This window comes from Sphingobium mellinum (genome assembly GCF_037860795.1).
Classification (GTDB): Bacteria; Pseudomonadota; Alphaproteobacteria; order Sphingomonadales; family Sphingomonadaceae; genus Sphingobium; species Sphingobium mellinum.
This window is the reverse complement of record NZ_JBANRK010000014.1, coordinates 1-15,284: the sequence shown is the minus strand read 5'-3', so window position 1 is coordinate 15,284 and position 15,284 is coordinate 1. Positions and strand designations below refer to the sequence as shown.

General features: G+C 61.5%; 13 protein-coding genes. 4 read left to right on the top strand and 9 right to left on the bottom strand.

What is annotated here, in order from left to right:
- Positions 1-5: 5 nt before the first annotated feature.
- The 8 genes from AAC640_RS13665 to rpiA form a co-directional block, all read right to left on the bottom strand.
- Complete coding sequence (locus AAC640_RS13665; RefSeq protein WP_340267157.1) at positions 6-503, bottom strand: NfeD family protein; 498 nt, start codon at positions 501-503, stop codon at positions 6-8.
- 336 nt (positions 504-839) lie between these two features.
- Positions 840-2,573, bottom strand: coding sequence for a molybdopterin-dependent oxidoreductase (locus tag AAC640_RS13660; RefSeq protein WP_340267156.1), 1,734 nt, complete (start codon positions 2,571-2,573; stop codon positions 840-842).
- 51 nt (positions 2,574-2,624) lie between these two features.
- Entirely contained in the window at positions 2,625-3,443 is an 819-nt protein-coding gene (locus AAC640_RS13655) for a Cof-type HAD-IIB family hydrolase (RefSeq protein WP_340267154.1), read from the bottom strand.
- On the bottom strand, positions 3,440-4,903 hold the full coding sequence (zwf, locus tag AAC640_RS13650; protein WP_340267152.1) for a glucose-6-phosphate dehydrogenase: 1,464 nt from the start codon (positions 4,901-4,903) through the stop codon (positions 3,440-3,442). Before zwf ends, AAC640_RS13655 begins: the two co-directional genes overlap by 4 nt.
- On the bottom strand, positions 4,900-5,898 hold the full coding sequence (gene gnd, locus AAC640_RS13645) for a phosphogluconate dehydrogenase (NAD(+)-dependent, decarboxylating) (RefSeq protein ID WP_340267301.1): 999 nt from the start codon (positions 5,896-5,898) through the stop codon (positions 4,900-4,902). Before gnd ends, zwf begins: the two co-directional genes overlap by 4 nt.
- 1 nt (position 5,899) lies before the next feature.
- Entirely contained in the window at positions 5,900-8,713 is a 2,814-nt protein-coding gene (locus AAC640_RS13640; RefSeq protein WP_340267150.1) for a bifunctional transaldolase/phosoglucose isomerase, read from the bottom strand.
- Positions 8,713-10,797 carry a transketolase gene (gene tkt / locus AAC640_RS13635; protein ID WP_340267148.1) on the bottom strand — a complete coding sequence of 695 codons (2,085 nt, stop codon included), beginning with the start codon at positions 10,795-10,797 and terminating at the stop codon, positions 8,713-8,715. Before tkt ends, AAC640_RS13640 begins: the two co-directional genes overlap by 1 nt.
- A 93-nt stretch (positions 10,798-10,890) precedes the next feature.
- Complete coding sequence (rpiA, locus tag AAC640_RS13630; protein ID WP_340267146.1) at positions 10,891-11,733, bottom strand: ribose-5-phosphate isomerase RpiA; 843 nt, start codon at positions 11,731-11,733, stop codon at positions 10,891-10,893.
- A 167-nt stretch (positions 11,734-11,900) separates the two neighbouring features.
- Here rpiA and AAC640_RS13625 point away from each other — a divergent pair, with 167 nt between their 5' ends.
- The 4 genes from AAC640_RS13625 to AAC640_RS13610 all read left to right on the top strand — a co-directional run bounded on the left by AAC640_RS13625 (position 11,901) and on the right by AAC640_RS13610 (position 14,847).
- Positions 11,901-12,245 carry a helix-turn-helix domain-containing protein gene (locus AAC640_RS13625; protein WP_340267144.1) on the top strand — a complete coding sequence of 115 codons (345 nt, stop codon included), beginning with the start codon at positions 11,901-11,903 and terminating at the stop codon, positions 12,243-12,245.
- Positions 12,246-13,283: 1,038 nt separating this feature from the next.
- A complete protein-coding gene (locus AAC640_RS13620; RefSeq protein ID WP_340267142.1) occupies positions 13,284-13,592 on the top strand; it encodes a hypothetical protein in 309 nt (102 codons plus the stop codon).
- 49 nt (positions 13,593-13,641) lie between these two features.
- A complete protein-coding gene (locus tag AAC640_RS13615; protein WP_340267140.1) occupies positions 13,642-14,202 on the top strand; it encodes a hemerythrin domain-containing protein in 561 nt (186 codons plus the stop codon).
- Between the two features lie 210 nt (positions 14,203-14,412).
- Complete coding sequence (locus AAC640_RS13610) at positions 14,413-14,847, top strand: acyl-CoA thioesterase (protein WP_340267300.1); 435 nt, start codon at positions 14,413-14,415, stop codon at positions 14,845-14,847.
- 243 nt (positions 14,848-15,090) lie between these two features.
- Here the strand turns inward: AAC640_RS13610 and AAC640_RS18385 are convergent, their stop codons facing one another.
- Complete coding sequence (locus tag AAC640_RS18385; RefSeq protein WP_422794998.1) at positions 15,091-15,282, bottom strand: helix-turn-helix transcriptional regulator; 192 nt, start codon at positions 15,280-15,282, stop codon at positions 15,091-15,093.
- Positions 15,283-15,284: the final 2 nt, after the last annotated feature.

The following is a 15,284-nucleotide window of genomic DNA, read 5'->3' as shown; positions in this document are numbered from 1 at the left end:
CTCCATCACGATTTCCGCCGGTCTTGGCTGCGTCCCGGGGCGTGGGTGGGCTCGACCGCTAATGTAAGTCCGTCGATTCCAACAACGCGCACCGATCCATTCGCTACTACTGGTCCGCCTGATGCTCGCCAGCGCTCGCCGTGGACGAAGATATGGCCATCGCCACCATCCCAGCTGAGCACACGCCCGATTGCGCCGATCAGCGCTTCCTGGCCCGTAACAACCCGCCGGCGCTGGATAGCTGCGGCCGCCCAGGCCACTAAAATGGCAAGTCCGAAAACCAGGATTGCCGTGGAGATCAACAATGGTCCGACACCATTCGCCGCCAGATCAGGCTCATTGAGAATGGCCGCGCCGAGGAAGAGCCCGATCATACCGCCCAGCGCGAGAGCGCCATGTGACGGCGAGAACAACTCGCCCGCTAACGTCACCAGGCCAAGAACAATGAGCAAGGTTCCAATGATATCTGCCAACAATAGAGAACTTATCATGATCTCCTCCAAGCACATCCTTTCCAGTATACTTCACAACGCAAAATGAAAAATCCCCAGAGGGACGATGCAACTCAACCCAGATATAGCGGCCAGAATGTGAAGCTTTTACGGAGTGATCGTGCGCCCTATTATAAAATAAGACAATCGCTATTTATTGCACATTGATGGCAATATTATTGATTCTAATCTTTCAAAACCATCATGTGATGACAGTCACGATCTTGACGCGCCAGCCGATCGCAAGCTTGGCGTCTGTGCAGCCGTCATAGCGGCAATCATTACCGCTAAGCCCTGACGTGATCCGGGCGGCGGACGTCTCACCGCGGCCCGATTTGGCTGACAGGATCAGATCGGCATCCGGTAGCCGTAAAACTCATGATCCTCATTATAGCCGCCCTGGCCTGCGCCAAGATCGGTGAAGTCGGCGACAAATTCGATCGCCGCGATCCATTTGACCATTTTGAAGCCCAACTCGTTCTCGCAGCGCAGCCGCAAAGGTGCGCCGTGCAGGACGCTTACAGGTGCGCCATTCATCTCGTAGGCAAGGATGGTCAACTCGTGGCGCATGTTCTCGATCTTATGGACGTCATAGTAGCGGCCGCCGTCGGCGCCGTCGGCAAGCGAGTAGAAGACGGCGAAGCGCGCTTCGGGCGTCGGTTTCACCAAATCCAGGATGTCGCGCATAGGCACACCGCCCCATTCGGCGACACCCGACCAGCCCTGGATGCAGAAGTGCGTGGTGATCTGTTCCTGTTTCGCCATTGCCTTGAGACGAGCCAGGGAAAGTTCCTGCGGGGACTCGACCAGACCGCTGATCCGCAGCCTGTAACTTGCGAAACCGTCCGCCACGAGAGCATCGAACTCCTTTGAGGCTGGCATCGTGCCGTTCAGCCAGAAGAAGGGAGAGATGTCCTTTCTGGTGAGTTGCGAGCGTGGGTCCCAGCCTTCAGCCAGCCCCATGATCCAACCAACCATGAACCTTCCGGCAGTCAGCACGAGGCGGGCATATCGAAGGGTGAACGGCGAAGCGACGAGCCAACAGGCCACCAATATCGCCATAGCCAATGCGAACAGCGGAAACCCCGTCCAGGAGGCGTCATCAACGCCGCCAAACATATGATTGGTATTCTGTCTGAGGCCGGTGACGAACACCATGACACCGTGCGCCAGGATGAAACCCACGAACCAGGCGAACGAGAGGAAGTGAACGGAGCGCATCGCCTGCCTGTTGAATAGTCGACCAAACCAGCCCAGCGCGTTGGAGATCGCCGGGCTCTGCATCAGCCCGGTGACGATCGAGAGCGGCGCTGCGACAAACACCGTGATGAAATAGCTAAGTTGCTGCAGGCCGTTGTAGCGTGTCCAGCTATGGTCGACGGGGAAGTTCAGCGAGGCATATTGGATCGCCGTCGAGAGCGCGGCCGGAAACACTTCCCATGTCAGCGGGACCAGTCTGCGCCACTGATCGGTGGAAAATAGCAACGCGTAAAAGACAATGCCGTTGATCAGCCACAGCAGGTTGATCGCGAAATGCCACCACCGCGCGAGGCCGAGCGTGTGACGAAGCCCAGGAATACCGAGCCACGTCGGCAGCGTGACCGAATCATCCTTGGCAGTCCAGACCCGGTCCTTGGGCACAGGAAGCTGGAAGCGGAACCACTCACTTCCTGGCGTGCAGTCCCGACCCCAGTAGAGCCGAGGATGATCGGCCAGGATTTGCAAACCCGCCCGGATGATGAACAGCATGAAAAGCATATTGAGGAAGTGCTGGAGTTGCAGCCACCACGGGAAACCCGAGTCTACCGACGGCGCGGATTGGGCAATGCCGGGATGCTGCTGGATAAAAGCAGCCACCGCCGGCAGCTCGCGCAGACTCTGCGCGAGAGCGATCAACAATAGCAACGCTGCAGTCCCGATCGGCAGGCCCCAAAGCGTATTGATCCAGTGCCGACCAATACGGATCCGTGGGGCGATCCCCTGTTGTGGGGGCATCCAGTGATTGAGTCGGATGCGGTCGTCAGCATCGCTAAGCTTCGCGCGGAGTGGCTCTGGCGACGGAGATTGTGGGCTCTTGAGCATCGGGCGATCGCTTTCTATCGTCGGTAACGCCGGACCCCAATCATGACCGGCTCATGGCGTGTCGATCCGGGGACGGACGAAGCGCATGATAGCGTCCGCTACCCCGTCCTGCTCGTTGGTCGCGGCTGTGGCGTCAGCGGCGGCCTGCACTTCCGCCGGCGCCTGCCCCATCGCCACTGACAGGCCCGCGCGCGCGAACATTGGCAGATCGTTGGGCATGTCGCCGAGCGCAGCAACTTGCGCGAGGTTAAATCCAGCGGACTTGGCTAGTGCGGCGATGCCGTCGCCCTTGTTCGCCAGTCGATGGGTGATATCGAGATAATATGGCTGGGACCTGGCGATCGTCGCGCGGAGACCGATCGCAGCCCTTGCCTCCGCCTCCAGTTTCCCGAGCAGTTCGCTATCGTCGGTGACCGCGACGATCTTGTCGATCCTCCCGCCAAGCTCCGCGAAGTCCGTCCGCATCACCGGTTCCAGGCAAGACGCAAGACGCTCGCGGGCGAGATGCCGATCGTCGAGATCAGTTGTGAACCAGGTACCGTCGGCGGATACCCACCGGGTAATTCCCGGTCGGTCAATCAGCCGTAGCATCGCCCCAGCATCGACGGCGTCGAGGCGATGCGCAAAACGGATTGTGCCATCTCGATCGAACACGGTACCGCCATTGAACCCGCCCATCGGCCCGGTGAGGCCCAGTTCTTCAGCCAACCACAGCATGCCGCTAGGCGGCCGCGCACTGATCAACGTCACCGCCACACCGTCGGTCACCAGCGCGCGAATCGCAGCATGATTGGCATCGGAAAGCGTCTTGTCGTCGCGCACCAGCGTACCGTCGATATCGGACACCAGAAGACGAATTTTGGCGCTCATGTCTGAAGTCCGTGCCAGGCGCGACCGTCCCGCGCGAGCAGCGCTTCGGCCTTCGCCGGCCCTTCGCTGCCTGCTGGGTAGTCCTGCGGCCGCCCGCGTTCACCGCTCCAGGCGTCGAGGATCGGCTGCACGGCCGCCCAGCCAGCCTCGATACCGTCCCGCCGCTGGAACAGCGTCTGGTCGCCGATCATCATGTCGTAAAGCAGCGTCTCGTAGCCGGTCAGCCTGCCAAGCGTGAAATGATCGGCGTAGCGGAAATCCATGCTGACCGGCGTCGTCTCGATCGCCGGTCCCGGTAGCTTGGCAAGGAAATCGAAGGTGACACCCTCATTGGGCTGGATCTGAATAATGAGCCGATTGGACGGCAGACTCGTCACGCCCGAATGACGAAACAGAGCGCAAGGGACCGGCTTGAACTCAATCACGATTTCCGTGTCGCGCGCTGCCATCGCCTTGCCTGTGCGCAGGTAGAACGGCACTCCAGACCAGCGCCAGGTGTCGATCCACAGTTTCATCGCGACGTAGGTCTCGGTGCGGGTCTCTGGATCGACGTCCGGTTCGTCTGGATAAGCGACGCGCGGCCCGTCATCGATGCGTCCCGCACCATAGCGGCCGCGGACGACATCGGTCATGACCTGCGCGGATGAGAGCGCACGGATGGCCTCAATCACTTTCGTCTTTTCGGTACGGATCGCCTCTGCGGCGAAGCTATTAGGCGGTTCCATCCCGACCATCGCGAGCAGCTGGAACAGGTGGTTTGGAACCATGTCACGCAGAGCCCCGGTCGCATCGTAGAACCTCCCCCGCCGACCAACTCCAACGGTCTCTGCAGCCGTGATCTGGACATGATCGACATAGCGATTGTTCCACACCGCCTCGATCATCGGATTGGCAAACCGGGCGACGAGGATGTTCCGGACGGTTTCTTTGCCCAGGTAATGATCGATCCGATATATTTGGGGCTCACCTATCCGTTTCAGGATGCGGCAGTTGAGCGCACGCGCCGAGGCAAGATCGTGACCGAACGGCTTCTCGATCAGCACGCGGCGAAAGCCTCCGCCTTGCTCGAGGATGCGGGCTGCGGCGAGCTTCTCAATAATAGTGCCGAAATAATCTGGAGGGGTAGCGAGATAAAAGGCAGCATTGCCTGTTTCGCCGAGTTTCTCCTTCAGCGATCGATAGGTAGCATCGTCTTCGAAATCTCCCTTTAGATAGGTGATCCGACCGCGCAGGTCTGCCCAGCTCGGTCCGACGGGATCGACGAACTCGTCGAGATGGGTGCGCAGTGCCTCGTCATCAGTGTCCTCGTACCCGATGCCAAGTATATGCAGGTCACCCCCAACAAGGTTTTCGCGCCGAAGATTGGCGAGAGCGGGCACCAACAATCGGCGCGCCAAGTCTCCCATCACCCCGAAAATCACGAGTGTGACCGCTGGTGCCTGTTCTGGCTTTCCAGTCATTGCGGGATCTCGACATGGCCACCGAATCCGAAACGCATAGCGGATAGCAGCTTGTCGCCAAATGTCGTGTCCACACGGCTCCGGTAGCGGGCGAAGAGCGCTGCCGAGAGCACATAGGCCGGCACCGCCTCTTCCATCGCCGCGTCGATCGTCCAGCGCCCCTCGCCGCTATCCGCGACACGGCCGCTGTATCCTTCGAGCGTGTGGTCCCGCGCGAGCGCGGCGGCAGACAGGTCGAGCAGCCAGGACGAGATGACGCTGCCGCGCCGCCAAACTTCCGCCACGTCCGGCAGATCGATCGTATAACACTCGTCTTCGGGAAGTTTGTCGGAAGCCTTGCCCTTCAGGATATCGAACCCCTCGGCATAGGCTTGCATCAGGCCATATTCGATCCCGTTGTGGACCATCTTGACGAAATGCCCCGCACCCGCCGGCCCAACATGGACATAGCCGCGTTCGGCACGATCGTCGGGCCCGTCACGGCCATTGGTGCGAGGTATGTTCCCCAGGCCGGGCGCCAACGCATCGAAGATCGGATCCAACCTGCGAACCGCCTCATCCGGTCCGCCGATCATCATGCAATAGCCGCGCTCAAGACCCCAGACACCTCCAGAGGTGCCGACGTCGACATAATCAATTCCGCACGTTGCGAGTGCTTTCGCGCGGCGAATGTCGTCCTTGTAGAAACTGTTGCCGCCATCGACGATGATATCGCCCGGTGCGGCGATCCTCCCGAGCGCTGCTATGGTCTGCTCGGTCGGCTCGCCGGCCGGCAGCATCAGCCAGAAAATCCGGGGTGCTGTCAGCTTGCCGGCCATGTCCTCGAGCGAGGCGGCCGCTGTGGCGCCGTCGGCCGCAACGGCCTCGATTGCCTGTACCCCGTGGTCCCACGCCACGGCTTCATGCCCACCGCGCATCAATCGACGCGCAATGTTGCCGCCCATGCGGCCCAGTCCGATGATGCCAATGCGCATGTTGTCAACTTCCTCCCGAATTTCAGGCGAGCGCAGCGGCGATTAGCCGGCCCAGATAGACGAGCCCTTCCTCCTCCTCACCGTCGATATGAACACGCAGCCATCGCCGCCCGCGCTCGGCCAGCACGTCGAGATCGCCGAGCGCCTGCGCCAGCTGGACGGTGCCGAAGCTTGCTCGGCGGCCGGGGATGGCCAGATCGGGAAAGGCATCACGGGTGATTTCGAGGAACACGCCGCCCGCTGGGCCGCCCTTGTATGCTTGCCCGGTCGAATGGAGAAAGCGCGGCCCGAAGCCAACCACTGTTGCGACCCGCCGCGCATCACGCACCACGAGGCGAATTTTTTTCAGCGCTGCCTCGTGCGCATCGTTGCGCTCGATATAGGCGAGAAAAGCCGCATAACCGCCAGGCTCGAGCGCGCCAAAATGCGCCTTGAGCAGCGCCACGCCATCCTCGGCACTTTGATCTGCAAAGAAGCTGCACGGCCCCTCGCGCAAAACGGACGTGCGCGTATCGAGCGAGCCAGTCCGTTCGTAGGCGTCGACGAGCGCGCGGGTCTTCTCCTTGGCGGCCTCCACATCGGGCTGATCGAACGGATCAATCCCGATGACCGCACCCGCGACCGCAGTCGCGACTTCCCAGCGGAAGAATTCCTGTCCGATCCGGTCGATACCGGCGAGCGAGATCCGCACTATTGGCTGATCGGCCGCTTCCAGAGCCGAGAGGCGAGCCTCGAGTTCCGCATCATCGTCGCCGGTGAGCTTGAGGTACGCGAACAGACGGTCATCACCGTAGGCCGCCGGCTCGCCGGCTGACTCAAGGTTCACAGGGACAATGCCCCTGCCTTGCTTGCCGGTCGATTCCGCCAGCAGCTGCTCGAGCCATGCGCCAAACGGCTTCAGTCGCTCGCTTGCCAAAATGGTCAGCTTATTGCGCCCGCCTTTGGCCGCCTCGCCGATGATTGCGCCAAGCCGGATGCCGGGATTCGCCACCGGCGGAACGTCGGCGCCGCAGGAGGCAACCATGGCCCGCGTGACCGCGATGAACCGCGTCACGTCGACGCCGATCGCCGCGGCCGGCGCCATACCGAACGCCGATAGCACCGAGTAGCGACCGCCAATTGCCGGATCGCCGGCAAAAACATGACCGAAAGCCTTGGCCCGCGCGATCACTTCCAGCGCTGAACCAGGGTCCGTGATGGCCACGAAGCGTTTCCCCGCCTCGCCCGCGCCCACCGCTTGTTCGACCAGTTCAGAGAAATATTCGCGCAGCAGCTCCGGCTCCATCGTCGAACCGGATTTGCTCGAGACGATGAACAAGGTCGTCGCCGGGTTAATCGCGTCGGTAACGGTGCGGATCTGATGGGGGTCGATGCTGTCTAGCACATGTAGCGCCGGATGACCGGGTGCGCTGCCCAGCACGCGGCCGATCACCTCGGCCCCAAGGCTCGATCCGCCCATGCCGAGCAGCACTACGTCCTTGTAGCTGCGCGCCTCGGCGGCGAATGACAGCAGGTCTTGCAAGCCGACCTTTTCGCCGCGTCCAGCAACCAACCAGCCCAACCAGTGGCTCTCATCCGTATCCGTCCAAAGGGTGGCATCGCCCGCCCATAGCCGCCGCGGCCAGCGATCGGCCCGGGCATGTTCCAGTCTCCTGTCAACCAAGTCGCGCAACGCCGCAGGCAGGCTTGCCTCGAGGCCGTTGATTCTTTCGCCCAGCAGGTCGCAGCGCGTCTCAGCGATAGCGGCATACAGCGCGTCGAGGGCTTCCGCGAATTTCTCGATACCTTCGATGACCAATGCGTTCGTCACTCCAGCCAGGTCGAGGCCCAAACTCTCGGCCCTTGATAAGACCTGGCGTTCGCCATCGACATCCGCGGTCAGTGATTGGCTGGTAACGCCATGATCGAGAAAGGCCTCGATCGTCTTGAGCGGCATCGTGTTGATCGTGTCGCGCCCAATCAACGTCTCCACATAAAGCACGTCACTATAGGCCGGGTCCTTCGTGCCGGTCGAAGCCCAGAGCAGCCGTTGCGGCCGTGCACCCTTCGCCGCCAACGCCTTCCATCGGCCGCTTGCGGTCAGCTCAAGATAATATTGATAGGCCAGCTTGGCGTTAGCGATCGCGACCTTGCCGCGCAGGGCGGCGAGCGCTTCGGACTCGGCATCGCCCGCCTTCCCGCGGGCATCGATCGTTGCATCGATCTTCGTGTCGATGCGGCTGACGAAGAAGCTCGCCACCGAAGAAATGCGCGAAATTTCCTCGCCCCTGGCGATCCGGTCCTCGAGGCCCGCAATGAAAGCTTCCGCCACCGCCTGGTACATATCGACCGCGAACAGAAGGGTGATATTGACGTTGATCCCCTCAGCAGTCAGCGCGCGGACGGCGGTCACTCCTTCCTCCGTGCCCGGGACCTTCACCATGAGGTTGGGCCGGTTGACAGCCCCCCACAACCTGCGAGCCTCATCGATCGTTCCCTGGGAAGAGCGCGCCAGAAAAGGCGAAACCTCGATACTGGCAAAGCCATCGGCGCCGTCCAGTCGGTCGTAGACAGGCCGCAGCGCGTCGGCAGCGGCCTGGATGTCGGTAATCGCCAGATGCTCGTAAATCTGACTTACGGTTGGTTGATCCCGATCAAGAAGCGCTGCGATATCCGTGTCGTAGTCGCGGCCATGAGCGATCGCCTTTTCGAAAATTGACGGATTTGATGTGATGCCGGTCACGCCGTCCTGGTCAATCAACCGTGTGAGCCCTCCCTCGGCGAGGAAGCGGCGGTCCAGAAAATCCAGCCAGACCGCTTGTCCCTCAGCCTCGAGCGTGTGCAATCGATTGGTCATCACCTCGTCTCCGCCAGCATTACGCTCCGGGCCACGTTGACGACATTGTCGATGGTGAAGCCGAACTTCTCCTGCAGCCTCGCCAGCGGCGCGGATGCGCCGAAGCTGCTCATCGTCACGGTCGCGCCGGCGAGCCCGACATAGCGGTCCCAGCCGAGCGAGCCCGCCTGCTCCACCGCGACGCGGGCGCGGACCGAAGGCGGCAGTACCGTATCGCGATAGCGACGCGGCTGTTTATCGAACAATTCCCAGGATGGCATCGAGACGACGCGCGAACGGACGCCATCGGCCACAAGCCATTCGTGCGCACCAAGCGCCAGCGAAACCTCGCTCCCCGTGGCGATTAGGATCAGATCCGGATCGCCACCGCCCGCGTCCGCCAGCACATAGGCGCCGCTGGCGAGCTTATCCGCCGAGGCATAGCGGTCGCGATCGATCGTCGGCAGCTTTTGTCGCGACAGGATGATGCAGGTGGGCATTTTACTCTGCGCCATTGCCACCCGCCAGGCTTCCACGGTCTCGTTGGCGTCGGCGGGCCGGATGACGTTGAGGCCGGGAATGGCGCGCAGCGCCGCCAGATGTTCCACCGGCTGGTGCGTCGGCCCATCCTCGCCCACTCCGATCGAATCGTGACTGAATACGAAAATCGTCGGCAGCTCCATGATCGCAGCGAGCCGAATGGGTGGACGCATATAGTCGCTAAAGACGAGGAAGGTCGCGGCGAAAGGCCTGAGATATGAAAGGGCCATACCGTTGGCGATCGCACCCATCGCGTGCTCGCGCACGCCGAAGTGCATATTCCGCCCGCCCCGATTCACTGCATCGAGATCGCCGGCACCCTCGAACGTCAACCGGGTCTTGGTGGATGGGGCGAGATCCGCGGCGCCCCCGACCAGGCTGGTCACCTTCTGAGCGATGGCGTTCAGGGCTTTCCCGCCAGCGTCACGCGACGCGATCCCCACCACGTCGGCTTCAAACAACGGCAGATCGCGGCCCCAGCCGTCGGGCAACTTGCCGCGAAGCAGCGATTCCAACTGCGCCGCCAGCTCGGGATGTTGGTCGCGATAGCGACACCGAGTCGTTTCCCAGGCCTCACGCAGCGGTCGAGACCGTTCGGCGAGGCTGGCCCGGAAATGCTCCGCCACTCCAGGCGGAACAAGGAACTGCGCATCCTCGGGCCAGCCATAGGCTCGCTTTGTTTGCCGAATAGCTTGTGCCCCCATGGGATCACTATGCGCCTTGGCGGTGCCGGCGATCGGCGAACCCCAGCCAATGACGCTATCGACCACAATTAACGTCGGCGCGTCCGTGCTTTCCTGAAAGGCCGCGATCGCGCGCGCAATCGTCTCGGTGTCATTCGCATCGTCGACATGCAGGACATTCCACCCGTAGCCGCGAAAACGAGTCCCAACGTTCTCGCTGAACGCAAGCCGAGTGTCGCCTTCGATGGTGATGCGGTTGTTGTCGTAGATCCAACAGAGGTGCGACAGTTCGAGATGGCCGGCGAGCGATGCCGCTTCGCTGGCCACGCCCTCCATCATATCGCCATCGCTGCACAGCACATAGACGTCATGGTCGAACAGGATGGCGCCATCGCGATTGAACTGCGCAGCCAGCCAGCGTTCGGCAATCGCCATCCCGACCGAATTGGCACAGCCCTGCCCCAGCGGGCCGGTGGTCACTTCCACGCCCGTGGTCACCCGATATTCCGGATGTCCGGGTGTCTTCGAGGATAGCTGACGAAATTGCCTGATGTCCGCGAGGCTGACCGCCGGTTGCCCCGTCACCCTGCCTTGCCCATCGATCTCGCATATCCCGGCAAGGTGGATCAAGGAATAGAGCAGCATCGATGCGTGCCCATCCGAAAGCACGAAACGGTCGCGGTTTGGCCAGTCCGCCCGGTCGGGATCATAGCGCAGGAACCGGCACCACAGCGTGTAACCGAGCGGCGCCATCGCCATTGGGGTTCCTGGATGACCTGACGATGCCCTTTCGACGGCATCCATCGAGAGCGTCCGGATGGTATTGATTGCAAGCTCGTGAGTGGACCGAGAGGGGTGATCCAGGAGATCAGTGGCGGTCATATTGAGTCTCCGAAGGACTGAGCGCCGCTCCAAAAAAGGCGCTGGTTTTCATAGATGCGATGACCAGCCGATTTCCCGGCGACCCATTCCGTGTCATGAGACCACTCCCGAAACAGGGCGGGTCAGGTGGGTGACTCCGTCACTTCGGCCGACATAGGCGGCATCGATCTCATCAAGGAACAGGCCGTGGCCCAACATGCCAGGGATGGCAGAAAGGGCGCGGGCCAGTCCCTCCGGATCGTGGATCGGGCCAAATCGGCAATCGAGCACGAAATTGCGCTGGTCGGTCAGATAGTGGACATCGCCTGCCATGCGCAGGCTTACGGCCGCGCCCAATTGCTCGACGCGGCGAGAAACAAAGCAGGCCGCGAACGGCAGCGTCTCCACGGGAAGCGCACCGCGGCCGAGAGTAGCCACCTCCTTGCCAGCGTCGACAATGACAATCATGTGCGCGGCCGCCGCAGCCACGATCTTCTCGCGCAGCATGGCGCCACCGTTTCCCTTGATCGCGCGCAGATGAGGATCCACCTCGTCCGCGCCATCGATTGCAAGATCGACGCTCGAAAGTGCGTCAAACGGACGGACGGCCAGGCCCGCGGCCGCGGCCTCACGAGCAGACGCGAGCGACGTCGCGACAACCTCTATCCGCAGACCGTCCGCGACCCGCTCGCCCAACGCTGTAATGACAGCAGAAGCAGTCGTTCCAGTACCGAGACCGACGAGCATTCCGTCCTCGGCCTCCGTGACGGCGGCAAGCGCCGCCGCGCGCTTAAGCGCTTCGGTGTCGCGAAGATTAGACAGGGTATTTGCCACGTCGACTGCTCCATTTGGCGCAGTTGACATCCCCAAGTCGTCTGCCTTGCTGTAAAGCCAGTGCGCCAGACCCCTGCTAGGGCATTCGCTGAGGAATGCGCCTTTAGGGATCGATTCCGACAACGAGCCCTGAGCGTCTTACCGCGGGCCCGAATGCAGATCCGTTAGTCATCAAGGTAGGAGTTGTGCGCGTTTGCACAACTTCATAATTTGAGCCTCATCTATCACTAATATTGCGTTCAAGAGCCGCAGCCGTGCCGATGGTCGGAGCCGCCACGAGCCCTTGATCCATGAAGGAAAGGCGTCGCGCGATGCATAATCGAGTTGGGCTCACCGGCCGTCTTATCGCAGCGGCGCGAGTGCTGGCCGGCGTGAGCCAGCCGGACTTCGCGGCCGCTGCCGGAATTTCCGTCGAGGCGCTTCAATCGATCGAGCGAGGCGGGAGTGCTTGGATCGACTCGGACGAGGACGTCGCGGCGATGAGCCGCGGCCTGGAACATTTCGGCGTGGCCATCGTCGAAGAAGGTGACGGCATGGGGAAAGGCGTCAGGCTCAAATTTACACGCCAGGACGTTCGGCAGATTGCTCGCCTGGAAGGCGAAGGCGGGATCATTGGTTCAGACGACGCGCCGTGATCTTGCCATTAGCGGAGCAATCGGGGAAGGCGAAGGCGGCGGCGAACCACTGCTAGTGTCGCCGCCGCTTCGCGCTCATTACCGGTCTCAGCCCTCGCCCATGCCTGCAGCGGGCTGAGGCCCAGCCCCCGCGGACTTCTTGCGTACCCTCGTTCCAGTCCAACACTTCGATCGTCCCTGGCCTGATGGCGACCGGCCTCGTCGCCGCCGCGTGGGATCATTTCCTCAACCAAGGGCTCTCCGATCGGCTCAAGAGGGTGAACAAGCTGTGACAGGTCCTCGGCATCTCGAACCAAATTCTGGCGGCTCGCCGCAGCGACGTAGTCGAGGCCGGACCACACCGCAATCGATGCCCCGGAGACGAAGAATACGAGCACAAGACGTTTGAGCACCGCGGGCGGCACACAAAGTTTGCAATTGCCAATGGAAGCCCCATATTGAACGCATTATGGTGACTTTGAGAATAAATTCTGAAGTTCATCCTGGCAGCAGCACCGCACGACTGCCTGCCCTAGGCGCGTAGCGCTTCGAGCCTTCGCCTAGGGCCCCTCCCAAACAAGCCACGTAGCGCCAATTGGCGCGCTTGATCTTTGCTGTGTGCGTCCAACCGGCGGTCGGCATGACCCCGGCGGTCCGCACGCGAGGAGGTATTGTGTCAAACCAATTCGTTGTGGAGACGAACAAGGAGACTGTCGGGGTCGCAGTGCGCGTCCCCGGAGGGTTCCGCTTCTTTTATTCTGACCCTCGCTTCCGTGGCCTGGACGGTCGGATCTTCCGCCGAGCCAAACAGCTGGCGCGAACGGTAGGTGAGCTTGCGCAGAAGAAGGGTGTCGGTCGAATTGACGAGGCATCTTCCGAGAAGTTGGCGTTCCACTGAGGATTAGCCCCCTCCCCCCGCGTCCCGGTGATCCGCGCATCGTCCGAACGATGAGCCGGTCGCCGGGAGAAAGGATGACTTCCTCTCCCAGAGCGCGATCTCTGGCCCGAGGAGCATCCGGCGTGAGGCAGCAAAGGCTTCACGCAAAAATCGAAGTTACGGTGAAGAAAGTGGAAAATAAGCAATTCAACGACGTCAACGCGGACCAGCGACGATTGCAAATCGAAGCTGCGCTCGCCGAGTACCCTCACCTTCCTTCAGACGCACTCGGCGATCTGATAAACTGGTTCAAGCGCGAGGCGACGGCTTTCGAGGTCGGCATCCTTGCCAGCAATTCCGTCATCTACGACAATTACCGCCGCTTTCGCCGGGACCATATTGACCGCCTGACCATCCCGGAGATCGCCGGCGTGGTCGGCCTCGCGACCCTGATCGTGGCTGCGGCAGCCGCCATCGCCGTCGCTGTTTGAGATCGCGGCGGCGTGCCGGCCCTCATCGAACACCTGTCTGGTTGTGGCCATGAACCCTGACGGCGCGATCGAGATGCTGACCCGGGAACACAGGACTATTCTGTGCGTCATCCAGGGACTTGGCCGCCTTGCCCACTTCGTTCGCGAGGGTCGGGATGTCGATGTTGCCGAGCTGCGCGAAGCGGTCGTTTTCATGCGCGAGTTTGCCGATCGTTGTCATCATGCCAAGGAAAAGGATGTGCTCTATCCGGCCTGCATAGACTACGGCTTGCAACTGCATGGTCGGCCGATGGCAGTGCTGTTGGGGGAGCGTCAGGAGAGTCGGCGATTGGGCGGTCAGCTTGCAGATTCGATCAGGGAATATGCGGCTGATCGGGCCAAGGCCCGCGCATTGGCCGCTACCACTGTGGATGCGATCGCCAGAGTATACTTGCACCATATCCGTGACGAGGAGCGGTTGGTCTTTCCCATGGTCAAGCAAATCCTTCCGATCAAGACACGCGAACGGCTCTATGAGCAGTTCATGGAAATCGATGCGCGCAATCCCCCTGGCACGCACGAGCGCTTTCAAGAATTCGCGCAACGCCTCGCGGCAATCCCCGCGGGATAGGTCGCGCATGACCTCCGCCTACCGGGAAGACCAAGGCGCTCCCGGCACGCTTTCCAAACACCGGTTCCTTCGCGCCGGTGCACCGCGAGGTTTGTGGTCTTGTCTTCCAAGTTGCAATGTCCAGACGATCCCGGCCTGTATCGCGCTCGATCCACGGCTGGACTGAGGGAATCGGTCGCAATTCGGCGTGCGCCCCCTACATTGCAGGCCATGTCTTCCAGCTTACCGCATAGCTATCGCATCGAGATCGATCCGACCGATATCGACTTCATGGGACACGTTAACAACGCCAGCTACCTGAAGTGGGTGCAGGCGGCTGTTCTCGGACATTGGGAGCGGTTCGCCCCGACCGATGCCGTGGCCGCTCACCGGTGGGTCGCCCTGAAGCACGAGATCGTCTATCGCAAGCCGGCCTTCCTCGAGGATGACGTGATCGCCACCGTCCTTCTCGAAAAAGTTCAGGGTGTGCGTGCATTCTATGAGACCGTCATCCGGCGCGGCGAGGAAGTGCTGGCGGAGATCAAGTCGAGCTGGTGCTGCCTTGATGCCGGCACCCTCCGGCCCACCCGACTGGCAGACAGTATCATCGAACGCTTTTTTCCGACCGGCCATCAGCCAGATGAGAGCCGCACCGGCTGGCCATGAGGTGGGAACTGCAATTTTCACATGCTCGCTGGCAGACCTTCCGGAGCGGTTAGGCAGCATTTTGATGTTCGCTACACATCGGGCATGAGCGCCCCTCGTCGCCGACCTAATGTTCGGAGAGTTGGTATTCGTGCAGACCGAATGTGCATTCGCCCGCAACCGATGGACGCGCTCGCAGGCTTGGCGAGAGTCTCCAGTCGATCACCAACCCGGCAGCCGTAAGCCCAAGCGTGAGAACTGATGCTAATGGCCGGCTACGGACGCTATCCAAGCATCTATTTCGGATTCGATCCAAACAGCGCATTTCGGGCCAAGCGATCGCGATTTCGGAAACCTGCCTTCGCTCATCCGCTGATAGATTGTGCATGGCGGTGACAAACCAGGCCAATGGAGCGCCGGCGTTTTGCTGAGCGCGGCGGTGTAAAAACCGGCCATTG

What these genes read in the sequence shown, in the direction of transcription:
- AAC640_RS13660 (WP_340267156.1), bottom strand. Translation starts at nt 2,573, where the DNA reads ATGCTCAAGAGCCCACAATCTCCGTCGCCAGAGCCACTCCGCGCGAAG.
- AAC640_RS13655 (WP_340267154.1), bottom strand. Translation starts at nt 3,443, where the DNA reads ATGAGCGCCAAAATTCGTCTTCTGGTGTCCGATATCGACGGTACGCTG.
- zwf (WP_340267152.1), bottom strand. Translation starts at nt 4,903, where the DNA reads ATGACTGGAAAGCCAGAACAGGCACCAGCGGTCACACTCGTGATTTTC.
- AAC640_RS13640 (WP_340267150.1), bottom strand. Translation starts at nt 8,713, where the DNA reads ATGACCAATCGATTGCACACGCTCGAGGCTGAGGGACAAGCGGTCTGG.
- tkt (WP_340267148.1), bottom strand. Translation starts at nt 10,797, where the DNA reads ATGACCGCCACTGATCTCCTGGATCACCCCTCTCGGTCCACTCACGAG.
- AAC640_RS13625 (WP_340267144.1), top strand. Translation starts at nt 11,901, where the DNA reads ATGAAGGAAAGGCGTCGCGCGATGCATAATCGAGTTGGGCTCACCGGC.
- AAC640_RS13615 (WP_340267140.1), top strand. Translation starts at nt 13,642, where the DNA reads ATGAACCCTGACGGCGCGATCGAGATGCTGACCCGGGAACACAGGACT.
- AAC640_RS13610 (WP_340267300.1), top strand. Translation starts at nt 14,413, where the DNA reads ATGTCTTCCAGCTTACCGCATAGCTATCGCATCGAGATCGATCCGACC.
- AAC640_RS18385 (WP_422794998.1), bottom strand. Translation starts at nt 15,282, where the DNA reads ATGGCCGGTTTTTACACCGCCGCGCTCAGCAAAACGCCGGCGCTCCAT.